Origin of the sequence: Brachybacterium sp. SW0106-09 (assembly GCF_001293905.1) — a bacterium.
Taxonomy (GTDB): domain Bacteria; phylum Actinomycetota; class Actinomycetes; order Actinomycetales; family Dermabacteraceae; genus Brachybacterium; species Brachybacterium conglomeratum.
Genome location: NZ_BCAK01000003.1, coordinates 76,855 through 98,195 on the forward strand (window position 1 = coordinate 76,855; position 21,341 = coordinate 98,195).

The following is a 21,341-nucleotide window of genomic DNA, read 5'->3' on the forward strand; positions in this document are numbered from 1 at the left end:
TACCCCGGGCAGCCCCGCACCGCGATCGGACTCGGTACCCTGACGGGGTGCCTACCACGACTGACGCCGCGAACACCCGGGGAGAGGACGTCCTCGACCTCCCCGGCATGGCCGGGCCGGACGCCCCCGCCGAGCCGGCGGTGACCGACCCCGATCACCCGCACCCGGGGCAGTGGCGCCTCACCCATGTGCAGATCTCCAACTGGGGCACCTTCCACGGCACCCATGACCTGGAGATCTCCTCCAAGGGCTTCTTCCTCACCGGCGGACCCGGCACCGGCAAGTCCACGCTGCTGGACGCGATCAGCGCCCTGCTCACCCCGCCGCGCACGCTCCAGTTCAACGCCGCCGCCTCCGACGCCGGCCCCCAGCGCTCGAAGTACCGCCGCACCGTCGCCAGCTACGTCCGCGGCGCCTGGGCGATGCACTACGACCAGGCCACCGGCGAGTTCAGCCAAGAGGTGCTGCGCGAGAAGACGACCCTGTCGGTGCTCACCCTGCGCTACGGCGACGGCCGCGGCGGCACGGTCCAGCTCTCCCGTCTGCTGCTCCTGCACGCCGGCCACTCCGCGGACTCCGACGTGAAGTCCCTCTACGTGATCGCCCGGAAACCCCTGGACGTCACCGACCTGCGCCAGTTCGTCTCCACCCAGATCGAGGGCAAGGCGCTCGAGGCCGCACACCCCGGCACCCAGACCTTCCGCCAGTTCCGCGAGTACCGGGCCGCTTTCTGCCAGCTGCTGGGCATCCCCGACGAGAAGGCGCTCGGGCTGCTGCACAAGATCCAGTCCGCCAAGGAGCTCGGCGACGTCAACGCGCTGCTGCGCGACTACATGCTCGACGAGCCGCGCACCTTCGAGCTCGCCGACCAGGCGCTGACGAACTTCCACAACCTCTCCGAGGTGTACGAGGCCCTGGTGACCGCGCGCGAGCAGCGGGACCTGCTGCGCACCCTGCGCACCACCCACGAGGACTGGTCCGCGATGCGCGAGCGCGGCGGCGAGCTGGTGGACCGCCGCGCCGACATCGACGTCTTCGCCGCCCAGCACCTGGTGCGCCTGCTGGGGGAGGAGACCGGCCGGCTCCAGCTGGAGCGGGACTCCCTCACCGCCCAGCAGCGCCGCCTCACCCAGGACGTGTCCGAGGCCCGCTCCGACCTCGCCCAGCTCAAGGAGCAGCGCCGCCGCGCCGGCGGCGGGGAGATCGACGACTGGAAGCAGCAGATCGCCGGGCTCGAGGTGGAGCGGGAGCGCCGCCGCGAGCGGGCCGCCGAGTTCGCCTCGCAGCTGGCGACCGTGGAGCTGCGCACCCCGGCGGGGGAGGACATGTTCCTCGGCCTGCAGCGCGAGGTCGCGCAGCTGCGCGAGTCCCTCGAGGAGGAGGAGCGGGGCGCCGACGCCGCCCGCTGGGAGGCGGAGGCGACCGTGCGCGAGCTCGGCGCGACACTCCAGCGCACCCGCGAGGAGCTCGCCTCCCTCACCTCCCGCGCCTCGAACCTCCACTCCGAGGACGTGGCCCTGCGCGACCACATCGCCGCCGAGGTGGGCATCGCCCCGACCGAGCTGCCCTTCGCCGCCGAGCTGTTGCAGGTGCGCGACGGCGAGGAGGAATGGACCGCCGCCGCGGAGCAGGCGCTGCGGGGACTGGCCCGCTCGATCCTCGTCCCGGACCGGGCGTACCGCCAGGTCGCGCAGGTCATCGACCGCACGAAGCTGCGCCGTCGGATCTCCTACAACCGCGTGAACACCGATCTGCGCCGCCCCGCGAAGAACATCGACGAGCGCTCGCTCGCGGCGAAGCTCGACGTCAAGGACGGCGAGTTCCACGTCTGGCTCTCCCACGAGATCGCCGCCCGCATGGACTACACCTGCGCCGAGAACCTCGAGGAGTTCACCCGGCTGAACCGGGCCGTGCTCCGCTCCGGCCAGATCAAGCACTCCGCGACCCGGCACGAGAAGAACGCCGACCGCTCTATCAACGACCGCTCCCAGTGGGTGCTCGGCTTCGACAACCGCGCCAAGCGCGCCGTGTTCGAGCAGGAGCGCACCCGCGCCGAGCAGGCGCTGTTCGAGGCGCAGGCCCGCCGCAAGGACGTCGAGGTCGAGCGTGAGCGGCGCCGTGAGCGGCTCTACGCTCTTCAGGCGATCAGTGCGGTCACCTGGGACGACATCGACGCCGCCTCGGTCGCGCGGCGCGTGGCGAACCTGCGCGACATGGTCCGTGCCGCGGAGGACGGCTCCGCCGCCCTCACCGAGCTCGCCCGACAGATCGACGACGTCGAGGCCTCGATCGCCGCGAGCGACGAGGAGCTGCTCGAGGTGGTGCGCGCGGCCGGGAAGACCTCCGAGCAGGCCGAGCGGGCCGAGGAGCGCCTCGCCCAGGCGAAGGAGCGCATCGCCGAGACGAGCCTGGACCCCGAGATCGAGGAGGAGCTCGCCGCGCGCTTCGCCGCGATCGCCCCGACGCTCGTGCTGTCCACCATCGACCGCGTCACCAAGGACGCCTCCGCCACCCTGGACGCGGAGCTGATGGACCTCACCAAGCGCACCTCCCGCGCCGAGGAGGACATGCGCACCGCCATGCGCGAGTTCTCCCGCCGCTGGCCCGCGCAGGCCGGGGACACCGCCCCCACCCTCGAGGGGATCGAGGACTATCTCGCGATCCTCCAGCGGATCGAGGAGGAGAAGCTGCCCGAGGTCGAGGACCGCTTCTTCGAGTTCTTCACCGGCAACACCCTCGGGGACGTGCAGGCGCTGGCCACCGCGATCGCGCGCGAGCCCGCCGAGATCCGCAAGCGCCTCCAGCGCATCAACGCGCTGCTGGCCCAGGTCGAGTTCCACTCCGGCCGCTTCCTGCAGCTGTCGATGCGGCCCGTGCACCTCGCGGCCCTGGACGAGTTCAGGAAGGCGCTCGAGGAGGCCGTGGCGGACACGGCGCTGAACGACATCTCCCGCGACCGGGAGCGGGCCGAGGAGCGCTTCCTGTCCCTGCGCCACCTGATGGACCTCATCGGCGCCGCCCGCACCCGCGACGACCAGGTCTCCCGCGTCATCCTCGACGTGCGCCGGCACGTGCACTTCCACGCCGAGGAGGTCGACGCCGAGGGCACCGTGGTCCACGCCCACGAGTCCGGCGGCCCCCTCTCCGGCGGCCAGAACGAGCGCCTGGCCACCTTCTGCCTCGCCGCGGCGCTGCGCTACCAGCTCGCCGGCACCGGGCAGGAGGTGCCCCGCTACGCGCCGATCATCATCGACGAGGCGTTCTCCAAGGGCGCGGGCAAGTTCATCACCGCCGCGATGGAGTCCTTCCGCCACTTCGGCTTCCAGGTCATCCTCGCCAACCCCGGCAAGAACCCGCAGGCGCTCGCCCCGTTCATCGGCGGCGTCGGCGTGGTCTCGATCCGACAGGACCGCTACTCCTCGGTCTCCCCGGTCGAGTTCGTGCCTGTCGAGGAGGGCTGAGCCCGGCGCTCGCCGGCCGATGGGGAGTTCTCCCCATCGCAGGGCTCCCCGAGGGGCCGATACCCTGGTCGCCACCCGCGCGGACGGGTGACGGAGCAGGACGTCGCCGCGGGCGGCGCGACGGGAGAGGCGGTCGAGGATGTCAGCGCTCCCCCGAGGGACCGAGGACGAGATCCAGGGCCAGGACGCCACCCATGCGCGGATCCGCTCCCTGCTGGAGGACGTGACCGCCGTGCTCCTCGAGCAGCAGCCCGGGCTGATCGCCTTCCGCGACCACCGCCCCGAGCGCGACCGCTCCTCGGGCGGCTCGTGGCACGGGCTGCAGACGCTCTGCCACGTCAGCGCCCTCCTCGCGGCCGACGGAACGCCCGATCCCGATCAGGCGGCGAGCGCGAGGCTGCTCGAGGCGGTCGAGCGCCGCGCCGCGGCCCACGGCCTCACCCGCCGCTCCGCCGAGGAGGCGAACGGGATCCTCGATGCGACCTGGGGCGGGGCCGACGGCGATCTGCTCGAGGTGATCGTCGGCGTGCGCGTCGCGGTGCGGGCCATCAGCGCCCCGTTCCTGCCGGGCTCCCTCACGCCGATCACCACCACCAGCCCGGTCTCGGCGCTCAGCCCGCCGACCCCGCCCCCGCGCCTCGTGCGCTGATCCGCTCGAGCGCGCCGAGCGGGATCGGCAGCCAGTCGGGGCGCTGACGGGACTCGTACAGCGCCTCGTACACCGCCTTGTCGGCCTCGAAGGCGGCGAGCACCGCGGGCGCGGGCGTCCCGGCCTCCGCCGCCCAGCCCTCGAGGAAGGCGGCGCGGGCGTCGGCCGCCCAGGAGCCCGCGTCGACCCCGTGCTCGAGGGCGACGGCGCCGGCGGCGTAGTCGAGGCTGCGCAGCATCCCGGCGACGTCCCGCAGCGGGGAGTCGGGCAGGGCGCGCTCGGCGAGCGGCCGCAGCGGCTCGCCCTCGAAGTCCAGCAGCACCCAGCCGCGCTCGGGCGAGGCGAGCACCTGTCCGAGGTGCAGGTCCCCGTGGATGCGCTGCATCGCGGGCCACGTCTGGCCCGCGGCCGTGTCCAGCAGGGCGGCGAGACGCTCCCGGTGCGCGGCGACCTGCTCCACCTCCGCGGCGACATGTGCGAGACGCCTGTGCATCTGCGCGAGCACGGCCCGGACCGCGCCCTCGTCGGCCGCGACCGTGCCGAGCGCGGCGGCGAGATCGCGGTGCACCTCGGCGAGGGTCGTGCCGAGCGCCCGGGCGGGGGCGGTGAAGTCCTCGCCGGCGCGCGCGAGCCGCAGCGCGACCCGCCAGGCGTCCTCGACCTGCGGCAGGAACTCCTGGGCGACGAGGGCATGGGTGCGCATCGCGCCGGTGCGCACGGTCGCGGCGCCGACGACGGCGGGCACGTGGGCGGAGCCCTGCGCGGTGAGCGCGCCCTGCAGCACCGCATCGGGGTTCTCCCCGTCCTGCAGCACCCGGAGCAGCTTCACGATCAGCGGGGAGGCTCCCTCCGTCTCGATGATCAGGGAGGTGTTGGACTGCTCCCCGGCCAGCACCCGGCTTCGCATCGCTCGGCCCAGCGGCAACGGGGAGCCGGGGCGGGTGCGGTGGGAGGCCAGGGACAGCCCGGGGCCGGCGGCGCCGTCGCCGGAGACGAGGGTCGCGACCAGGGCGGCGCGCCCGTCGGCGTCCCGCGTCGCGTCGTCCACCCGCAGAGGACCGCCGGCGACCGCGAGCACCCCGATCTCGGCGCCCTCCTCGGGGGCGGGGGCGTCCTCGGGGCGGCGCAGCACGAGCGGGACCTGGTAGAGGGCGTCCGGCTCCCGGGGCCCGGTCGGCCCGTGGTGGGCGCCGGGAGCCGTGCCCGGGGCGACGGGCACACCGTCGGGCCCGCTGCCCACCGAGCCGTCGGCTGCACCGCCGACCGCGGGGCGGTCCTCGTCGCCGAGATGCACCGCGGCCACGAGCAGGACGGATACATGATCCGGGGCGATCCGAAGGGGCGCCCACCCGGCGACCTCCACCTGCGGTGCGCCGGCGCCCTTGTGCGCGTACCAGCGCTGCTGCGGCATCCAGGCGGCGAGCTGCGCGGCGGCGAGATCGAGCACCTCCCCGAGCGGCGGCAGGAGGGTCATGTCGAGCAGGGCGGTGGAGCGCGCATCGGCCATGGGGTCACTCTACGGTCGAGGGGTCCGGGAGGGAGGGGCAGGTCCGCCTCCCCAGGGCCCGCGCCGCGGCCGTTGCTAGGCTGGGCCGGTGCTCGACCCCCCGCCCCGTCCCCCGCGCGCGTGTGGGCCACGGCCGCTGACCCGCGCGGCGGCGCTCCTGGCCTCCGCCGCGCTCGCGGTCTCGCTCGCGCCTGCCGCGTCGGCGCTCGGGGAGGACGGCCCCTTCGAGTTCCCCGCCCAGACGCAGACCCTCTCGATGATTCCCGGGACGGTCACGCGGATCCCGCTGCGCGCACTGGTCGCCGACGACGTCGAGGACCAGGTCGACCCGGACTCGGCACGCCTCGCCGTGCCCGAGGAGCTCGATGAGGCGGTCCGCTCGACGATGGAGCTGGGGGAGGACTCGCTCAGCATCGCGGTCGCCGGGGAGGGGACCTGGACGCTGCTGGGCCAGGAGCTGGTGTTCACGCCGCTGCTCGGGGTGCAGGGTCCCAGCACCCCGATCGCCCTGACCATCGGGAGCCTCCACGACAGCCGCTCCCTGCCCGTGCTGCTGACGCCCGAGCTGCTCGAGCTCGAGCGGCTCGATGCGCACGGCTCCGCCGGGGAGGCCACGACGGTGGAACTGCCCGACGACCTGCCCGAGGACGGGACCGTGCGGCTCGAGCTCGCGGACCTCCCGGCCGGCTCGACCGTCGGCCTTGACGGCAGTCGTGCGACCGTCCCCGACCAGGGCACCTGGCAGCTCTCGAGCGATCGCCGCAGCCTCACCCACACCCCCGTGGGCCCCGACCTCGGCCGTCAGCTCAACCCGGTCCTCTACGTGGTCGAGGACGAGGAGGGTGCCGTCGAGCGGGCCGGGACGGTCACCCTCACCATCCCGATCATCTCCGACCTCGACCGCTCCGCACCCTTCGGCGAGGACATCGTGTTCGTGGTGGGGGAGGGGCAGCAGAACGTGGACCCGACCACGCTGCGCCTGGAGCCCCTCGGCGACCAGCGGGCCTACGAGGCCTCCGCCGACGGCACCCGCGTGACCGAGCAGGACGTGGGCGTGTGGACGCTGGACCGCGCGACGGCCACGGTCCGCTTCTCCCCGGAGAGCGACGAGGTGCGCGTGGTCGCGCCGATGGGCATCACCGGCGGGGACGGCGAGGGCGCGACGGCCGCGACCGCGCTGCTGAGCACCGCCTATCCCGTGCTCTTCTCCCGGCAGCAGGCGGCCCTGCCCGGCACCGAGATCGTCTTCGACCTCAGCACCGGCATCCGCGACGTGCGCTCGGACTCGCTGCGCTTCGACGCCGCCGAGGCCCCCGAGGGGGCCGAGGTCTCGGCCGACGGGACGACGCTGACGGTCCCCGACCAGGGCACCTGGCGGATCGACCTCGAGTCCCGCACCGTCACCCTGACCCCGCAGGAGGGCTTCGAGGGCACGGCCGATCCGGTGGCGATCACCGCCCGCGGCGTCTACGCCGACAACCCCGTCAGCGCCTCGCTGACGGCGATCTACTCGCCGATCGTCGCAACCCTGCGCGACGACGAGGCGCGCACCGCACCGGGCAGCCCGGTCTCCGTGGACGTGCTCGGCAACGACACCGCCGGCAGCGGCTCGCAGCCCCTCGAGCCGGCCACGGTGGAGATCAGCGCCCTGGAGGCGACCAACCTCGCCGACCTCCGCGACGGGCGCGGCAAGCGCCTCGTGATCCCGGGGGAGGGGGAGTTCACCGTCAGCGGCAACGGCGCGGTGACCTTCACCCCGGAGGAGGGCTTCTCGGGGCGCACCTCCACGATCACCTACCACGTGGTCGACAGCACCGGCATCCCGGCGAGGGCGAGCCTCGCGGTCGACGTCGACCCGGGCCTGGCCGCCGCCGGCGAGTCGGGCCCCGAGGTCTCCGGCATCAACAGCGTGCTGGCCGGGCTGATGCCCTCCTCGCCCAGCACCGCGCTGGTCTTCGGCACGATCGTGATGCTGCTGCTCTTCGGCGGCGCGATCTCGCTGTGGACCGGGACGCGGAGCGAGGTCGATCGTCGGGACTGGGAGGACTGACCCGGGGGTCGCTCGTGGGACGGGCTCAGCAGCCCTCGGGAGCGGCGACGGGCGCCTCCAGCGCATCTGCGGCCGCGGGCGCCGGCGCGAGCACCGTGAAGCCATCGCCGAGCAGCAGATCCACGGCGGTGCCCTCCTTCGCCTCGTCGAGCTTCAGCACGGGCTCGAAGTCGGCCGTGGCGAGCTGGGCGCGCACGGACTGGGCCGCGAGATAGCCGGCCGGCCCGTGGACGATCGTGGCGGGGCCGCTCGCGCTGCGTGTGTTTCCCGGCTCGCCGGTCTCGTAGCCGCGCCCTGCGAGCTCGTGCGCGACCTCGCCGGCGAGTCCGCTGCGGGTGGTCCCGTTCAGCACGGTGACCGTCACCTCCGCGGGCGGCAACGGCACGGCGCCCTCGTCGGGGCACTCCACGGCGACCGGGTCCGGCCCGAACTCCTTCGGTGCGATCATCCCGGGCTCCTCGACCGGCTCGCGCAGCTCGCCCACCGCGTACACGCCCACGGCGATCAGCGCCACGGCGAGCACCGAGAAGAACGCGAGCTGCGTCGCACGGAGCCGGCGCGTGCGACGCAGCCGCGTGTCACGACGGCGCACGTCGTCGGCCGAGCGGCCGTAGGGGTGCGCGTCGCGGTGGGAGGTGGGCATCGCAGGTGTCAGTCGTCGAGCGGGCGGTACCGGATCCCGAAGGCGTCCAGGCGCGGCAGGTGGGCGCGCAGGCGCTCCTGGAACTCGTCCCAGCTCTGCTCGGGTGAGCCCCACGCCCGCTCGGCGAAGGCGCACAGGCGCGGGAAGGCCATGTACTGGACGGCGCCGGCGTCGGGCAGGTACTCGGTCCACAGCTGCGCCTGCAGGCCCATCACCAGACGCTCCTGCTCCGCGCTCATCTTCTTGGGCAGCAGACGACCGGTGTACACGTCCTCGAGCGTGGTCCTCCCGCCGATGGCGAGCGGCTCGTCGGCCGGGTCCGCCTGGTAGTGGTCGAAGTAGAGCAGGTCGGAGGTCGCCACGATCGTCTGGAAGCCGCGCGAGGTGGCCTCCCCGACGCCCGAGGGTCCGCGCCAGTTCATGATCACGGTGTCGTCGGGCAGATGGGTCTCCAGGACCTCGTCCCAGGCGATCGCGCGCTTGCCCTGCTCGGCGAGCACCTCGGAGGCGAAGGTCGTGAAGCGTCCCTGGATCTCCGAGACGCGGGTCAGGCCCCACTCGTTCATGCGGGCACGGGCCTGGGAGGAGCGCTCCCACTCGCCGGTGGGGCACTCGTCGCCGCCGATGTGCACGTAGGGGGCGGGGAAGATGCCGGCGACCTGCGTGAGCACGTCGCGCAGGAAGTCGAACACCTGGTCCGAGACGCCGAGCACGTGGTCGGAGATCCCCCACACCTCGCGCACGCCCACCTGCTGCTCGGGGAAGTTCCCCAGCTCCGGATAGGCGGCGACGGCGGCCTGCATGTGCCCGGGCAGGTCGATCTCGGGGACGATCATGATCCCGCGGCGCCGCGCGTACTCGACGAGGCCCTTGAGCTCCTCCTGGCTGTAGGAGCCGCCGTGGCGCACGCCGTCGAAGGTCCAGGACTCCTCGTCCCCGCTCATGTGGCCGACGAGCGTCTGCTCCCGCCACGCGCCGACCTCGGTCAGGCGCGGGTAGCCCTTGATCTCCACGCGCCATCCCTGGTCGTCGGTGAGATGGAGGTGCAGGACGTTCAGGCGGTGCAGGGCCATCCCGTCCAGGAGGGTCTCGATCTCCTCGACCGGGAGGAAGTGGCGCGAGACGTCCAGGTGCATGCCGCGCCAGGCGTGCTTCGGGCTGTCCGCGATGGTCACGCACGGGATCGACCCGTCGGCCCCGGTGACGATCTGGGCGAAGGTGTTGCGCCCGTCGGCCAGGGCCGCCTCGCTGCCGGCGCTCAGCGCCGCGCCCTGCGGGGAGATGGAGAGGGCGTACTCGGTCGCCGGCAGGTCCTCGCTGAGGCCGACGGAGAGACCCTCCCACGGGTCGGTCGTCTCCCACGTGCCCTCCGACCACACGACGGATCGGGGCAGCGGGACGAGGGCGATGGGGTCGGGCATCCGGATCTCCTGAGGGACGTGGGAGTTCGTGACCCGACCAGTCTGCCACGTGGATCACATCCCGCGGCACGAACCGGCCCGGACGCGGAGGAGCCCGGTCGGCGATGCCGACCGGGCTCCTCCACCATGTCGCCCTGCTCCTTCCCGGTGACGCTCTCGCGTCGAGCAGGCCGTCATGGTCGTATGCGCGACCCCTGCCGACTCAGCGGTAGGTGACGAACACGTGCGGGGCGTTCCAGATGGTGCGCTCGACGACCTGCTGGCGCGAGCCGGAGGCGTCGATGATGCCGTTGCCGCCGGTAAAGATCCCCATGTGGCCGTAGTCGTTGCCGGTGAAGGCCACGAGGTCGCCGGGCTTGGCCTGCGACTTGGGGATGATCCGCCCGCCGAAGGTGTAGCCCTTGGCGGTCTTGCGCGGCATGTTCATGCCGGCCTGGTTGTACGCGTGGTACACGAGGCCGGAGCAGTCCATGCCGGAGGAGGGCGTGGAGCCGCCCCACTTGTAGCGGACCCCGAGCTGTGCGCGGGCCGCGGAGACGATGGCGCTGCCGTTGACCGTGGTGCCCGAGCTCGCGCCGGTGCCGCCAGAGGGGACCGACACGCCGCTGTACAGGGCGTTCCAGGTCTTCGGACCGACCACGCCGTCCACGCCGATGCCGGCGGCGGACTGCAGGGAGCGGACGGCCGATCCGGTGGCGGCGCCGAAGACGCCGTCGACCTTGAGATCGGCACCGCGGGCGTTGAGTCCGCTCTGCAGGGTCGACACGGCGCTGCCGCGGCTGCCGTGACGCAGCTTCGGCTGCGAGGAGGACGAGCCGGCCGCGGGAGCGGAGGACGAACCGCCGGTCAGGGCGTTCCAGGTCTTCGGACCGACCACGCCGTCCACGCCGATGCCGGCCGCGGACTGACGGTTCTTGACGGCCCGCAGGGTCGCGGAGCCGAACACGCCGTCGACCTTCAGGCTCGCGCCGTGGGCGTTCAGACGCTGCTGGAGGTAGGAGACGGCGCTGCCGCGGGAGCCGAGCCGCAGCTTCACCGAGGTGTACTGCGTGCTGGCGGGCGCGACGGCGGACGCGGCCGCGGGGATCGCGGCAGCGGTCCCGGCGGACGGCGCGGCGGAGGCGGCGGGGGCCGCGGGCGCCTGCGCGGTGGCGGAGGCGCCGCCGGCGAGGGCGGCGGTCGCGGAGACGGCGCCGATCACGGCGGCCCCTCCCACGCCCTTGCCGACCGGGGCGGCGAGCCCTCGGTAGTCGATCACGGCACGGCCGGGAGCCCGGTGCGTGGCGCGTGGAGCGGTGCGGAACATCGGTGGCGATCACTTTCTCCGTCGCCTCGCAGTCGATGCGCCGCGGACCTGTGGGGGAGTCCGCGGAGCCTGCGCCCGTCACCCAGGGAAGCGGAGGAAGGAACCGGACCGGTGACGGGGAGGCGGCAGCCCGGTGGGAGCCGCCTCGGAAAGGCGGCGCCGCAGGTCACTGTAGGGGTGAGGACATGTATGACCACAGGTGGGTTTGCTGTCGGGCGTGCACTTCTTTGCGAAGATTTTGCGAACCGCGCCCGAAATGCCGCGTGTTCCACCCGAGGAATGAATTCCACCGTGATAACTACTCCATTGTCATTCGTGTCGACGAAATGCCCGTTATGTCCGACTGGAGTGATGTTGCTGGTCGACCCATCGGTCACCGAGCGGTGCGGCGAAATGTCCGAACAATCCGATTTAGGTCGCGAAGGGTCCGGGAGTGTCCTGACGGTCGTCGAAAGAAAGCGCGATCGACCCGACCGAGAATGGTCGTTTGGCGATAAAGTGACGCCTCGAGGGTGGTGTGCGGAGCGGGATCATCGTCGTCGTCGATCCCGCGGACGGCCGGCGGTCGGACCGCCGGCCGACGCAGAAGGGGAGTCGTGAGATCGATGGATCTCGCGACTCCCCGGAGGGTCGGGGTGACAGGATTTGAACCTGCGACCTTGCCGTCCCGAACGGCACGCGCTACCAAGCTGCGCCACACCCCGGTGGAACCTGATCGAGCGGGTCACCGAGGAGAAACTCTAGCAGGCTCCCGGCCGGTCAGCCGACGCCCGAGGGCCTCCGGGCCCGCAACGTGAGCAAGGTCGCCTCCGGCGGGGTCAGCAGACGGTAGTTCGAGTACGGGCTCGCGCCCATCCCCGCACTCACGTTCATCGGCACGCCCTGCCAGTCGGAGAGGCCTCGGGCCTGCTGCCGGGGCAGGTCGCAGTTCGTGACCAGCGCGCCGATGCCGGGAAGGCGGAGCTGGCCGCCGTGGGTGTGCCCGGCGAGGATCAGCTCCGCGCCGTCGGCGACGAAGGCGTCGAGCACGCGAAGGTAGGGGGCGTGCGCGACGCCCACCCGGAGCACGTTGCCGTGCTCGGGCGTGCGCGGAGCGGGGGAGGGCGGGGCGGGCATCCGGTCGCGCTCGAGATGGGGGTCGTCGACGCCGGCCAGGCGCACCTCCAGGCCGCCGAGCTCGATCGTGGCACGGGTGTTGGTCAGGTCCTTCCAGCCGTGCTCCGAGAGACGTGCGGCGAGCTCCGCGGTGGGCAGCGTCGGCTCCCGGGGCTCGGTGAGCCCGGCGGGCCGCGGATCCGGCAGCAGGTACCGGGCGGGGTTCTTCGGCATCGGCGCGAACATGTCGTTCGAGCCCATCACGAAGGCGCCGGGCCGGCGCAGCAGGGGCTCGATCGCCTCGGCGAGGGCCGGGACCGCGGCCGCGGAGGCGATGTTATCGCCCGTGTCGATCACCAGGTGCGGGCGCAGGCTCTCGAGGTGCTCGAGGAAGGCGAGCTTGCGGTGCTGCTCCGGCAGCAGGTGGATGTCGCTGATGTGCAGCACCCGTCTCGTGCGCGCGCCCGGCGGCAGGATCCGCAGCTCGGCCTCGCGCAGCGTGTACCGATGGATCTCGACATGGCGGGCCCAGACGTGGGCGGCCCCGGCGAGCCCGAGACCGAGCCCGCCGAGCGCACCGGCGGCCGCGATCGCGGGCCCCACCTCACTCCTCACCGGAGGACTCGCGGATCACGACGGGACGGCCCTCGGGCAGCTCGGTGCCCGCCGGCGGGTCGGTGTCGATCGCATGGCCGGCACCGATCTCGCCGTGCGGCGCCTGCTCGATCCGCACGGAGTAGCCGGCCGCCTCGAGCGCGGCGCGGGCCTGCTCGATCGGCATGCCGCCGACGTCGGGCACCTTCCCCTTCTCGACCGCGTCGCCCGCGGCGGTGTCCGTCGGGGCCGGGGCGGCGGGGAAGGGCTCGCCGGGTAGCCCCTCGTGCACCCGGGTCATGTACTCCTGCCAGGTGGGCAGGGAGACCGTGTTGCCCCAGACGCTGCCGCTGCGGAGCATCTCCCCGTCGACGTCGAAGCCGCCGGGACGGATGTTCGACTGCGGGTGGCCGAACCACACCGCGGTGGACATCTGGCGGGTGAAGCCGACGTACCAGGTGTGGAACTGCGAGCCGGAGGTGCCGGTCTTGCCGCCCGCGGCGTGGCCGGGGATCGTCTTGCCCTTGCCGGTCGCGCGCGGGTCCTCGAGGTCCTGCTGGAGCACCCACGCCATCGTGTCGGCGACCTCCTTCTCGACCGCCTGGTGGCACTGGGCGCCGGAGATCTCCATCGGGTCGCCGTTGCGGTCGACGACCTCGGTTATCGCCTGGGGCGAGCAGAAGGTGCCGCCCGAGGCGTAGGTCGCGTAGGCCGAGGCCATGTCCAGCGCCGAGATCCTCAGCTCGCCGAGGACCACCACGGAGGGGGCCAGCTCGGTGCCGTACAGGTCCTCGATCGGCATGTCCCAGGTGGTGGGGTCGTAGGGGTTGTAGGTCGCGGGGACAACGCCGATGTCGCGGGCGGTCTCCGCGATGCCGCACAGGTCCAGCTGGCGGGCCATGTTCGCGTACGAGGTGTTGATCGAGAACTTCGTCGAGTTCAGCACCGTCTCCATCGGCGCGATCGGCACGGAGACCGCGTTGTCCGGGTTGTAGCCCGGGTTCTCTCGCCAGGCGCCGCGCGGCAGGCACTCCGCCGGGAAGCTCGACATCGCCTCGCGCGTGGTGCTCACCCGGTCGTCGATGCTCCGCCCGCTCTCGAGCCAGTTCTGCAGCACGAAGGGCTTGAAGGTCGAGCCGACGGGGAAGCCGCTGCCGCCGCCGAGGGCCTGCGGCACGTTGTAGTTGATCGCGGTCTCGCCGGGCTGGGAGCCCTCGCGCGGGTTGAAGGTGCGGTTCTCCGCCATCGTGAGGATCTTGCCGGTGCCCGGCTCGACGGTGACGATCGAGTGGCCGAAGCCGTGCTGGGAGTCGCCGGGGACCTTGCGCTGGAGGATGTCGACCGCTGCGGCCTGCGTGTTCGGGTCCAGCGTGGTCCTGATCGTGAGCCCGCCGCCGTAGAGCAGCTTGCGCCGCTCCTCGTAGGTGGGGGCGAAGTTCGGGTCGTTCAGCAGGGAGCGCGTGACGTAGTCGCAGAAGAACCCGCTCGTGCCGGCGTCGGCGCAGCCGGCCCGCACGTTCTGGATCTGCAGCATCTCCTCGACGGGCTGGGAGGTGTACTGCTCGTACTCCTCCTCGGTCACGAAGCCCTCGCGCTTCATGTCCGCGAGCACCTCGTTGCGGCGCTTCTCGCCCGCCTCGGGATGGGTGACCGGGTCGTACTGGTTCGGGCCGTTGGTGATGCCGGCCAGGAGCGCGGCCTCGCCGGGGTTGAGGTCCTTCGCGCTCTTGGAGAAGTAGTGGCGCGAGCCCGTCTCGACGCCGTACTGGGAGGGGCCGAACTGCGCCACGTTCAGGTAGCCGTTGAGGATCTCGTCCTTGCTCCACCGCTTCTCGAGCGAGATCGCGAGCTTCGCCTCGCGCAGCTTGCGGCCGTAGCTCTGCTCGGTCGCGGCGAGCTGATCCTCCTGGTCGCCGCGCTGCACGGCGTCCATGAGCAGCGCGTTCTTCACGTACTGCTGGGTGAGCGTCGAGCCGCCCTGCGTCGCGCCCCCCGCGGCGTTCGAGGCGAAGGCGCGGACCAGGCCCTTGGGGTCCACGCCGCCGTGCTCGAAGAAGCGGCGGTCCTCGACCGCGATCACCGCGTTCTGCATGTGGGGCGAGATCTCCTCGATCGGCACCATGATGCGGTTCTCGGTGTAGAAGGTCGCCAGCAGCGACCCGTCGGCCGCCTCGATGCGACTGGCCTCGTTCAGCGGTTCGACCTCGAGCTCGCTGGGGTAGGACTCGAAGAGGTCCACCCCGTCCTCGGCGACGGCCGAGGTCGCCGAGACCGCGGGGAGGAAGAACGCCGCGAGCAGGACGCCGGCGAGGGCCGAGACGGCGAGGAGCCCCAGCAGCAGGTAGACGGTCTGCGCCAGGGCGACGGGCAGGGAGCGTCCCGAGCTGGACGCGGGCGAGGTGCGGGCCATGGAACTACAGTACGGCGACCCTCCCCGGAGCGGCCATCAGGCAGGCCGCGCGCGCGGAATCTTCACGAAGCCGATGCCGCGCCGTGACCTGCCCCGGCGACACCGGCTCGTGCGCGCGCTAGCACGGGCCGCGACCGCCGTCGCGGAGCACCGCGCGTTTTGCCATGTGGCGACCGTCTCCATACAGTGGGGCGAGGAATGGATCAAGGTCGATCCGGGAGACGGAAGGGGATGGAGCATGACCATCGGGGGAAGCGCCTTCACCGGCGACAGCAGCTGGGCCGCCCGCGGCGCCTGCGTGACGATGGATCCCGACGGGTTCTTCGTGCAGGGCGCGGAGCAGCACGCCGTCAAGGCGGCCTGTGGCGCGTGCCCGGTGCGCACCGAGTGCCTGGCCGACGCGCTCGACAACCGTGTCGACTTCGGCGTGTGGGGCGGCATGACCGAGCGGGAGCGACGACGCCTGCTGCGCCGCCACCCGCACGTCAGCGACTGGTCCGCGCTGCTGCGGCGCGCCGAGCAGCAGGCCGTCGGCGGCTGACCTCCCCGGGTAGGCTCGTCCCCATGAGCACACTCACCCGCTGGGAGTACCTGACCGTCCCGCTGCTGATCCACGCGACCAAGCAGATCCTGGACAACTACGGCGACGAGGGCTGGGAGCTGGTCCAGGTCGTGCCGGGGCCGAACCCGGAGAACCTGGTCGCCTATCTCAAGCGCCCCCGGGGCGAGGGCTGAGCCGATGACCGACGCCGTTCCGGCGCGCAGCCCCCGCACCCGCGCACGCCTCGCCGAGCTCGGGCATGCTCTGCCCGAGGTCGCGGCCCCGGTGGCCGCCTACGTGCCGGCCGTCCGGACCGGCTCCCACGTCCACACCTCCGGGCAGCTGCCCTTCGTGGACGGGGCGCTGCCGCGCACCGGCAAGGTCGGCGCCGAGGTCACGGCCGAGCAGGCCGCCGAGCTCGCCGCGACCTGCTGCCTGGGCGCCCTCGCCGCCGTGGAGGCGCTCGTGGGCGACCTCGACCAGGTGGTCAGGATCGTGAAGGTGACCGGCTTCGTCGCCTCCGATCCCTCGTTCACGGGACAGCCCGCCGTGATCAACGGCGCGAGCACCCTGCTCGGCGAGGTCTTCGGCGAGGCCGGGAGCCATGCCCGCTCCGCCGTGGGCGTGGCCGTGCTGCCCCTGGATGCACCGGTCGAGCTCGAGCTCGTCGTCGAGCTCTCCGCGTCTCTCGCCCCCACCGCCTGAGCGGGGCCGCGATGGACGAGCATCTCGGGCAGCGGGCTCCCGACGCCCCGGCGGTCGAGCTGATCGTGGTGCGGGCCGGCAACCCCGGCCCCATGACGCTCACCGGCACCAACAGCCACGTGCTGCGCGACGAGGACCAGGTGTGGGTGGTCGACCCCGGCCCGAAGGATCCCGAGCACCTCGCTGAGCTGCTGCTCACCTGCGGCGACGACGCCCGACCGGAGGGTGTGCTGGTCACCCACCGGCACGCGGACCACGCCGCGGGCGCCGCGACCCTCGCCCGGCAGCTCACCGCCCGCAGCGGCCGGGAGGTGCCGCTGTGGGCGGCCGATCAGTCCGCCGTGCCCGGCTCGCGCCCGCTGCCCGCTACGCTGATCGGTGACAACGGGACCGTCGGACATGTCATCCACCTGCCCGGGCACACCTCCGACTCCGTCGGCGTGCTCGTCGAGGGCGGGCGGATGCTGACCGGCGACACGCTCCTGGGCGGCTCCTCGACGGTGATCGTGCCCGAGCACGGCGGCTCCCTCACCGAGTACCTGCAGTCCCTCGCGATCCTCCACGCCCTCGCCGAGGACGGCCGGATCAGCGCGTTCTTCCCGGGCCACGGCCCGTCCGTCGACTCCCCGCTGGAAGTGCTCGCCGTCCTCGAGGAGACGATCGCGCATCGCGAGGAGCGGATCGATCAGGTGCGGCGCGCCCGCACCGCCGGGGTGCTCACCCTCGACCGGCTGCTGCGCGTGGTCTACGGCCCGGACCTGCCCGAGCAGCTGCAGGACGCGGCCCGCTGGAACCTCCGCGCCACCCTCGACCACCTCGCTCAGGAGCGCTGACCCCGCGCTGCGGCGCTGCGCCGTGTCTCCCCCGCGGCTGCGGGCTCCGGGCGCGGCGCCATCACCGCGGGCGCACGAACGGCCCTCCTCCCCGCGCGGGGAGGAGGGCCGTTCGTGCGCGGGCGGAGCGTCGGGCGTCTGCACGCGACGCCCGGGCCCGCCTCAGCGGGCGCGGCGGCGCAGGCGCTCCACGTCGGCGATGAGGACGGCGCGGGCCTCGAGCCGGATCCAGCCGCGGGAGGCGAAGTCGGCCAGGGCCTTGTTCACCGTCTCGCGGGAGGCGCCGACCAGCTGGGCCAGCTCCTCCTGGGTCAGGCCGTGGGCGACCATCACGCCGTCGTCGGTCTGACGCCCGAAGCGCTGGGCGAGGTCGAGCACGTTCTTCGCCACGCGACCGGGCACATCGGCGAAGACCAGGTCCGCGAGGGACTCGTTGGTCTTGCGCAGACGGCGCGCGAGCGAGGCGAGCAGGTGGCGGCCCACCTCCGGACGCTGCGCGAGGACCCGGTACAGGTCCTGCTGCGAGAGGGAGTACAGGGTCGACTCGGCCACGACCGTGGCCGTCGCGTTGCGCGGCGCGGGATCGAAGAGCGAGAGCTCGCCGAGGGTCTCGCCCGGGCCGAGCACCGCGAGCAGGTTCTCGCGGCCGTCACCCGAGGCGTGGCCGACCTTCACCTTGCCGGAGCCGATGATGAAGAGCCGGTCGCCCGGATCGCCCTCACGGAAGATGATGGCGCTGCGGTGGTAGTCCTCCTGCTTCATCGACGCCAGGACCGCCTGTTTGCCGTCCTCGTCGAGCGCGGCGAACAGCGGCGACGACCGTACGATGTTCTCGTCCACGGAACCTCCTGGATGTGGGGTCCCGATCTTCCGGGACCGTGCTGTGCAACCTGTGGCGGACGCCACGTTCAGCGGTGGCGGCTGTCACATGATGGTCAAACACTATCGCGCTCGCGGCGTCGTGGCCCATCACCGAGGAAGGGAGACGTCTCCGGCATGTCGAGCAGGTCGTCCCGCCGCCCCGCCGCGGCCGCCTCCGGGGCCCCCGCCGACGCGGGTCTCGTCGCGGCCCGGCTCGAGCGCCTCCACGTCGGTGCGCGCACCGAGCTCGACCACCGCGACGCCTTCGAACTCCTGGTCGCGACCGTGCTCTCCGCGCAGACGACCGACGTGCGCGTCAACCAGGTCACCCCCGGACTGTTCTCCCGCTGGCCCGGCCCGGCCGCTCTCGCCGAGGCCGACGAGGACGCGGTCACCGAGCAGGTGCGCCCGCTCGGGATGGGCGCTACCCGGGCGCGCCGGATCATCGGCCTCTCCCGTGCGCTGCTCGTGGACCACGACGGGGAGGTGCCCGACGACCAAGCCGCGCTCGAGCGGCTGCCGGGCGTCGGCCGGAAGACCGCGCACGTGGTGCGCGGGGCCTGGTTCGGCCGCTCCCTGCTCGCCGTGGACACGCACGTGGGACGGCTCTCGCGCCGGCTCGGCTGGACGACGGCCACCGACCCGCGAGCGGTCGAGGAGGACGTCGTGGCGCGGGTGGAGGCCGACGGCACGGGCGCCGACGCCGAGGACCTCACGATGCTCGGGCTGCGCCTGATCCTCCACGGCCGCCGCGTCTGCACGGCGCGGGCGCCCCGCTGCGGGGAGTGCGTGCTGGCCGACCTCTGCCCGAGCGCGGGGGAGGCGGCATGAGCGCGGCCGTCCCGTCGGCCGAGGGGCTCCCCGGCGGGGCCGGCTTCCTCGCCCCGCTCGCCGAGCGGGCCCGGCGCGGGGACGTGCTCGTGGAGCGTCGGGACGGACGCGGCTCCCCGCCGATGCCGACCGACGGCGGGCGACGCAGTGCCGTGCTCATCCACGTCGCCGGCACGGATCTGGCCGGTGCCCGGCTCGTCCTCGAGGAGCGCGGCCACCGCCTGCGCTCCCAGCCCGGCCAGTTCTCCCTGCCCGGAGGCAAGCGCGACCCCGGCGACCGCGACGACGTGCACACCGCCCTGCGGGAGGCGGAGGAGGAGACGGGGCTGGACCCCGCCGACGCGCACGTGCTCGGCGCCTTCGCCCCGATCCCGATGCCCTGGCGCGGTCAGCTCGTGATCCCGGTGCTGAGCTGGTCCGCCGAGGTCCCGCCGCTCGGGGTGCAGGACCCGATCGAGGTCGAGCGCCTGGTGTGGGCGCCGCTGACCGGGAGCGACTCCCTCGACGACGCCGCGCTGCGCCGACGCGGCCGGCTGAACGGGCACGACGTCGGCCCCGTGTTCGAGCTGCCCGAGGACGCCTTCGTCTGGGGCTTCACGGCGATGATCCTCGAGCAGGTCCTCACCGGGCTCGGCCTCGACCCCGTCCCGGCTGACGCCCCGACCCGCGAGATCCCGCCCGAGCGTCGCCGCTGAGCGGGGGACCGTGCCGTCCCGTCGAGCAGGGTGCTGCGCTGCGCCCTCGACCTGTCGGGTCCTGCCCGCGCCGTCCTGTCGGCGCCTGCGGTGGCCGTCGTCACCTCACAGGAACCCGCTCGCCGCCTCCGGCTCGCTCGCGATAGCATGGAGTGTTGCCGGACCCGCTCCGGCAGCCTCCCGGGTGGAGGCGGCCGGCACGCCGGTCCGCACGTGCCCGGGATCCGAGAATCGCCCCACGACGACCACCAGATGAGGAATGGGATCCAGGTGCCACGAGGCAAGGTGAAGTTCTACGACGCCGAGAAGGGCTTCGGCTTCATCCTCGACGACGAGGACGGTCAGAGCGTGTACGTGCACGCCACCACCCTGCCCGAGGGGGTCACGACCCTCCGCCCCGGCGCCCGCGTCGAGTTCGACATGGTCGACGGCCGCCGCGGCCCGCAGGTGCTCTCCCTGCAGCTGCTCGAGCCCGCGCCGTCGGTCGCCCGCGCCCGCCGCCAGAAGCCCGAGGACCTCGCCGTCATGGTCGAGGACCTGATCCGGCTCCTCGACGACGCCGGCACCGGGCTGCGCCACGGCCGCTACCCCGATCGCGGCCATTCCCAGAAGATCGCCACCGTGCTGCGAGCCGTCGCCGACAACTTCGAGGCCTGAGATGACGTCCCCGACCACCGCCCCCCGCCGTCCCCGCACCGCACGTCCCAAGCTCGACGCGGTCGCCGCGGCCGCCGTCGAGCTCGCCCGCGAGGCGCTCGAGGACGTCACCGAGCCCGGACAGGTCGGTGAGCACCTCCGCGTCGAGGCGACGGGGGAGCGGCTGGTCACACACGTCTTCGAGTGCACCATGCCCGGCTACCGCGGCTGGTCTTGGGTGGTCGTGCTGGCCCGCGCCTCCCGTGCGAAGGCCGCGACCGTCGCCGAGACCGCGCTGCTGCCGGGCGAGGACGCGATCCTCGCCCCCGCCTGGGAGCCGTGGTCCGAGCGGTTGAAGCCCGAGGACGTCGGCGCCGACGACCTGCTGCCCTACCGGGAGCAGGACGAGCGGCTCGAGCAGGGCTACGAGGCCACCGGAGACGAGGACGAGGACCGCGTCGCCCTCTGGGAGCTGGGACTCGGCCGCCCCCGCGTGCTCTCGCAGGAGGGCCGCGGCGAGGCCGCCGAGCGCTGGCAGGCCGGCGAGTTCGGCCCCCGCCAGACCTCCTCCCGCGGCCGCAAGGGCACGGTCCCCGCGAGCTGCACCAGCTGCGGCTTCCTGACGAAGCTCTCCGGCTCCCTGCGCTCCGAGTTCGGCGTGTGCACCAACGAGTGGTCCCCGGCCGACGGCCGCGTGGTCCACCTCGGCTACGGCTGCGGTGCCCACTCCGAGACCGGGCAGGACGACGGCGAGCCCGAGATCCCCTGCGGCGCGGGTGTGATCGTCGACGAGCTCGACGTCGAGGTCGTCGACGACGAGAAGGCCGCGGCGGACGCGACCGCACCGGCCGACGGTGCCGGGGCCGAGGGGTCCCAGGCCGAGGACGCCGCCCAGGCCGGGGGCTCGCACGCCGACAGCAGCTCCGCCCCGGCGGACGTCGCGCTCGTCGAGCCGGCCGCCGAGCCCGCGCCGGCCGAGCCGGAGCAGGCCGCGCAGGAGCAGGCCCCTACGGAGCACCCGGCCCTGTCCTTCGACATCCCCGAGGCGGACTCTCCCGAGGACTGATCCCCGGCCTCCGGCCGGCGGACCGCTCCCCGCAGCT

The 21,341-nt window shown here is 73.3% G+C and carries 18 protein-coding genes and 1 tRNA gene; 11 read left to right on the plus strand and 8 right to left on the minus strand.

All coding sequences use genetic code 11. From position 1 onward, the window contains the following. The first annotated feature begins 47 nt into the window (after positions 1 to 47). Complete coding sequence (locus tag Y09_RS02535; protein ID WP_234695601.1) at positions 48 to 3,461, plus strand: ATP-binding protein; 3,414 nt, start codon at positions 48 to 50, stop codon at positions 3,459 to 3,461. 139 nt (positions 3,462 to 3,600) lie between these two features. After that, positions 3,601 to 4,110 carry a hypothetical protein gene (locus tag Y09_RS02540; protein WP_010549510.1) on the plus strand — a complete coding sequence of 170 codons (510 nt, stop codon included), beginning with the start codon at positions 3,601 to 3,603 and terminating at the stop codon, positions 4,108 to 4,110. Here Y09_RS02540 and Y09_RS02545 read toward each other — a convergent pair. Then, positions 4,073 to 5,617 (minus strand): phosphotransferase, encoded by a 1,545-nt coding sequence (locus Y09_RS02545; protein ID WP_053916095.1) that lies wholly within the window; start codon positions 5,615 to 5,617, stop codon positions 4,073 to 4,075. The genes Y09_RS02540 and Y09_RS02545 overlap by 38 nt on opposite strands. An 88-nt stretch (positions 5,618 to 5,705) precedes the next feature. On the opposite strand from Y09_RS02545, the gene Y09_RS02550 reads away from it, so the two are divergent. Beyond that, positions 5,706 to 7,667 (plus strand): Ig-like domain-containing protein, encoded by a 1,962-nt coding sequence (locus Y09_RS02550; protein ID WP_053916096.1) that lies wholly within the window; start codon positions 5,706 to 5,708, stop codon positions 7,665 to 7,667. A gap of 25 nt (positions 7,668 to 7,692) precedes the next feature. On the opposite strand, the gene Y09_RS02555 is transcribed toward Y09_RS02550, so the two are convergent. The 6 genes from Y09_RS02555 to Y09_RS02580 form a co-directional block, all read right to left on the minus strand. Continuing rightward, positions 7,693 to 8,310, minus strand: a complete 618-nt coding sequence (locus tag Y09_RS02555; protein WP_053916097.1) for a LytR C-terminal domain-containing protein — start codon at positions 8,308 to 8,310, stop codon at positions 7,693 to 7,695. Positions 8,311 to 8,318: 8 nt separating this feature from the next. Then, the gene (locus Y09_RS02560) at positions 8,319 to 9,731 is read right to left on the minus strand and encodes a beta-N-acetylhexosaminidase (RefSeq protein WP_053916098.1); all 1,413 of its coding nucleotides are present in this window, start codon (positions 9,729 to 9,731) and stop codon (positions 8,319 to 8,321) included. Positions 9,732 to 9,933: 202 nt separating this feature from the next. After that, positions 9,934 to 10,989, minus strand: coding sequence for a peptidoglycan-binding protein (locus Y09_RS02565; RefSeq protein WP_234695602.1), 1,056 nt, complete (start codon positions 10,987 to 10,989; stop codon positions 9,934 to 9,936). A 678-nt stretch (positions 10,990 to 11,667) separates the two neighbouring features. After that, positions 11,668 to 11,741 (minus strand) — tRNA-Pro (locus Y09_RS02570). A gap of 55 nt (positions 11,742 to 11,796) precedes the next feature. Then, positions 11,797 to 12,735: a metallophosphoesterase gene (locus tag Y09_RS02575; RefSeq protein WP_053916100.1), complete on the minus strand. Its 939-nt coding sequence runs from the start codon at positions 12,733 to 12,735 to the stop codon at positions 11,797 to 11,799. Between the two features lies 1 nt (position 12,736). Beyond that, on the minus strand, positions 12,737 to 15,136 hold the full coding sequence (locus Y09_RS02580) for a penicillin-binding protein (protein WP_053916101.1): 2,400 nt from the start codon (positions 15,134 to 15,136) through the stop codon (positions 12,737 to 12,739). A gap of 238 nt (positions 15,137 to 15,374) precedes the next feature. Between Y09_RS02580 and Y09_RS02585 the strand changes: the two genes are divergently transcribed. The 4 genes from Y09_RS02585 to Y09_RS02595 are packed head-to-tail and all read left to right on the plus strand — an operon-like array spanning position 15,375 to position 17,215. Then, entirely contained in the window at positions 15,375 to 15,677 is a 303-nt protein-coding gene (locus Y09_RS02585) for a WhiB family transcriptional regulator (protein ID WP_010549518.1), read from the plus strand. Positions 15,678 to 15,700: 23 nt separating this feature from the next. Continuing rightward, a complete protein-coding gene (locus Y09_RS17045) occupies positions 15,701 to 15,871 on the plus strand; it encodes a DUF4177 domain-containing protein (protein WP_010549519.1) in 171 nt (56 codons plus the stop codon). Positions 15,872 to 15,875: 4 nt separating this feature from the next. After that, a complete protein-coding gene (locus tag Y09_RS02590; protein ID WP_053916102.1) occupies positions 15,876 to 16,382 on the plus strand; it encodes a RidA family protein in 507 nt (168 codons plus the stop codon). Positions 16,383 to 16,393: 11 nt separating this feature from the next. Next, the gene (locus Y09_RS02595) at positions 16,394 to 17,215 is read left to right on the plus strand and encodes an MBL fold metallo-hydrolase (RefSeq protein ID WP_082358592.1); all 822 of its coding nucleotides are present in this window, start codon (positions 16,394 to 16,396) and stop codon (positions 17,213 to 17,215) included. A gap of 162 nt (positions 17,216 to 17,377) precedes the next feature. Here Y09_RS02595 and Y09_RS02600 read toward each other — a convergent pair whose 3' ends face one another. Beyond that, positions 17,378 to 18,055 (minus strand): Crp/Fnr family transcriptional regulator, encoded by a 678-nt coding sequence (locus Y09_RS02600; protein WP_010549522.1) that lies wholly within the window; start codon positions 18,053 to 18,055, stop codon positions 17,378 to 17,380. Between the two features lie 156 nt (positions 18,056 to 18,211). Here Y09_RS02600 and nth point away from each other — a divergent pair, with 156 nt between their 5' ends. From nth to Y09_RS02620, 4 genes are all read left to right on the plus strand, one after another. Next, positions 18,212 to 18,907: an endonuclease III gene (gene nth, locus Y09_RS02605; RefSeq protein ID WP_053916104.1), complete on the plus strand. Its 696-nt coding sequence runs from the start codon at positions 18,212 to 18,214 to the stop codon at positions 18,905 to 18,907. Then, on the plus strand, positions 18,904 to 19,602 hold the full coding sequence (locus Y09_RS02610; protein ID WP_053916105.1) for a CoA pyrophosphatase: 699 nt from the start codon (positions 18,904 to 18,906) through the stop codon (positions 19,600 to 19,602). Before nth ends, Y09_RS02610 begins: the two co-directional genes overlap by 4 nt. Before the next feature lie 270 nt (positions 19,603 to 19,872). Continuing rightward, positions 19,873 to 20,259: a cold-shock protein gene (locus Y09_RS02615; protein WP_053916106.1), complete on the plus strand. Its 387-nt coding sequence runs from the start codon at positions 19,873 to 19,875 to the stop codon at positions 20,257 to 20,259. 1 nt (position 20,260) lies between these two features. Continuing rightward, positions 20,261 to 21,304: a DUF3027 domain-containing protein gene (locus Y09_RS02620; protein WP_053916107.1), complete on the plus strand. Its 1,044-nt coding sequence runs from the start codon at positions 20,261 to 20,263 to the stop codon at positions 21,302 to 21,304. Positions 21,305 to 21,341: the final 37 nt, after the last annotated feature.

Excerpts from the sequence above, each read along its gene's own strand:
- Y09_RS02540 (WP_010549510.1), top strand. The coding sequence starts at position 3,601 with ATGTCAGCGCTCCCCCGAGGGACCGAGGACGAGATCCAGGGCCAGGAC.
- nth (WP_053916104.1), top strand. The coding sequence starts at position 18,212 with ATGTCGAGCAGGTCGTCCCGCCGCCCCGCCGCGGCCGCCTCCGGGGCC.
- Y09_RS02560 (WP_053916098.1), bottom strand. The coding sequence starts at position 9,731 with ATGCCCGACCCCATCGCCCTCGTCCCGCTGCCCCGATCCGTCGTGTGG.
- Y09_RS02555 (WP_053916097.1), bottom strand. The coding sequence starts at position 8,310 with ATGCCCACCTCCCACCGCGACGCGCACCCCTACGGCCGCTCGGCCGAC.
- Y09_RS02595 (WP_082358592.1), top strand. The coding sequence starts at position 16,394 with ATGGACGAGCATCTCGGGCAGCGGGCTCCCGACGCCCCGGCGGTCGAG.
- Y09_RS02610 (WP_053916105.1), top strand. The coding sequence starts at position 18,904 with ATGAGCGCGGCCGTCCCGTCGGCCGAGGGGCTCCCCGGCGGGGCCGGC.
- Y09_RS02620 (WP_053916107.1), top strand. The coding sequence starts at position 20,261 with ATGACGTCCCCGACCACCGCCCCCCGCCGTCCCCGCACCGCACGTCCC.
- Y09_RS02585 (WP_010549518.1), top strand. The coding sequence starts at position 15,375 with ATGACCATCGGGGGAAGCGCCTTCACCGGCGACAGCAGCTGGGCCGCC.
- Y09_RS02590 (WP_053916102.1), top strand. The coding sequence starts at position 15,876 with ATGACCGACGCCGTTCCGGCGCGCAGCCCCCGCACCCGCGCACGCCTC.
- Y09_RS02545 (WP_053916095.1), bottom strand. The coding sequence starts at position 5,617 with ATGGCCGATGCGCGCTCCACCGCCCTGCTCGACATGACCCTCCTGCCG.
- Y09_RS02580 (WP_053916101.1), bottom strand. The coding sequence starts at position 15,136 with ATGGCCCGCACCTCGCCCGCGTCCAGCTCGGGACGCTCCCTGCCCGTC.
- Y09_RS17045 (WP_010549519.1), top strand. The coding sequence starts at position 15,701 with ATGAGCACACTCACCCGCTGGGAGTACCTGACCGTCCCGCTGCTGATC.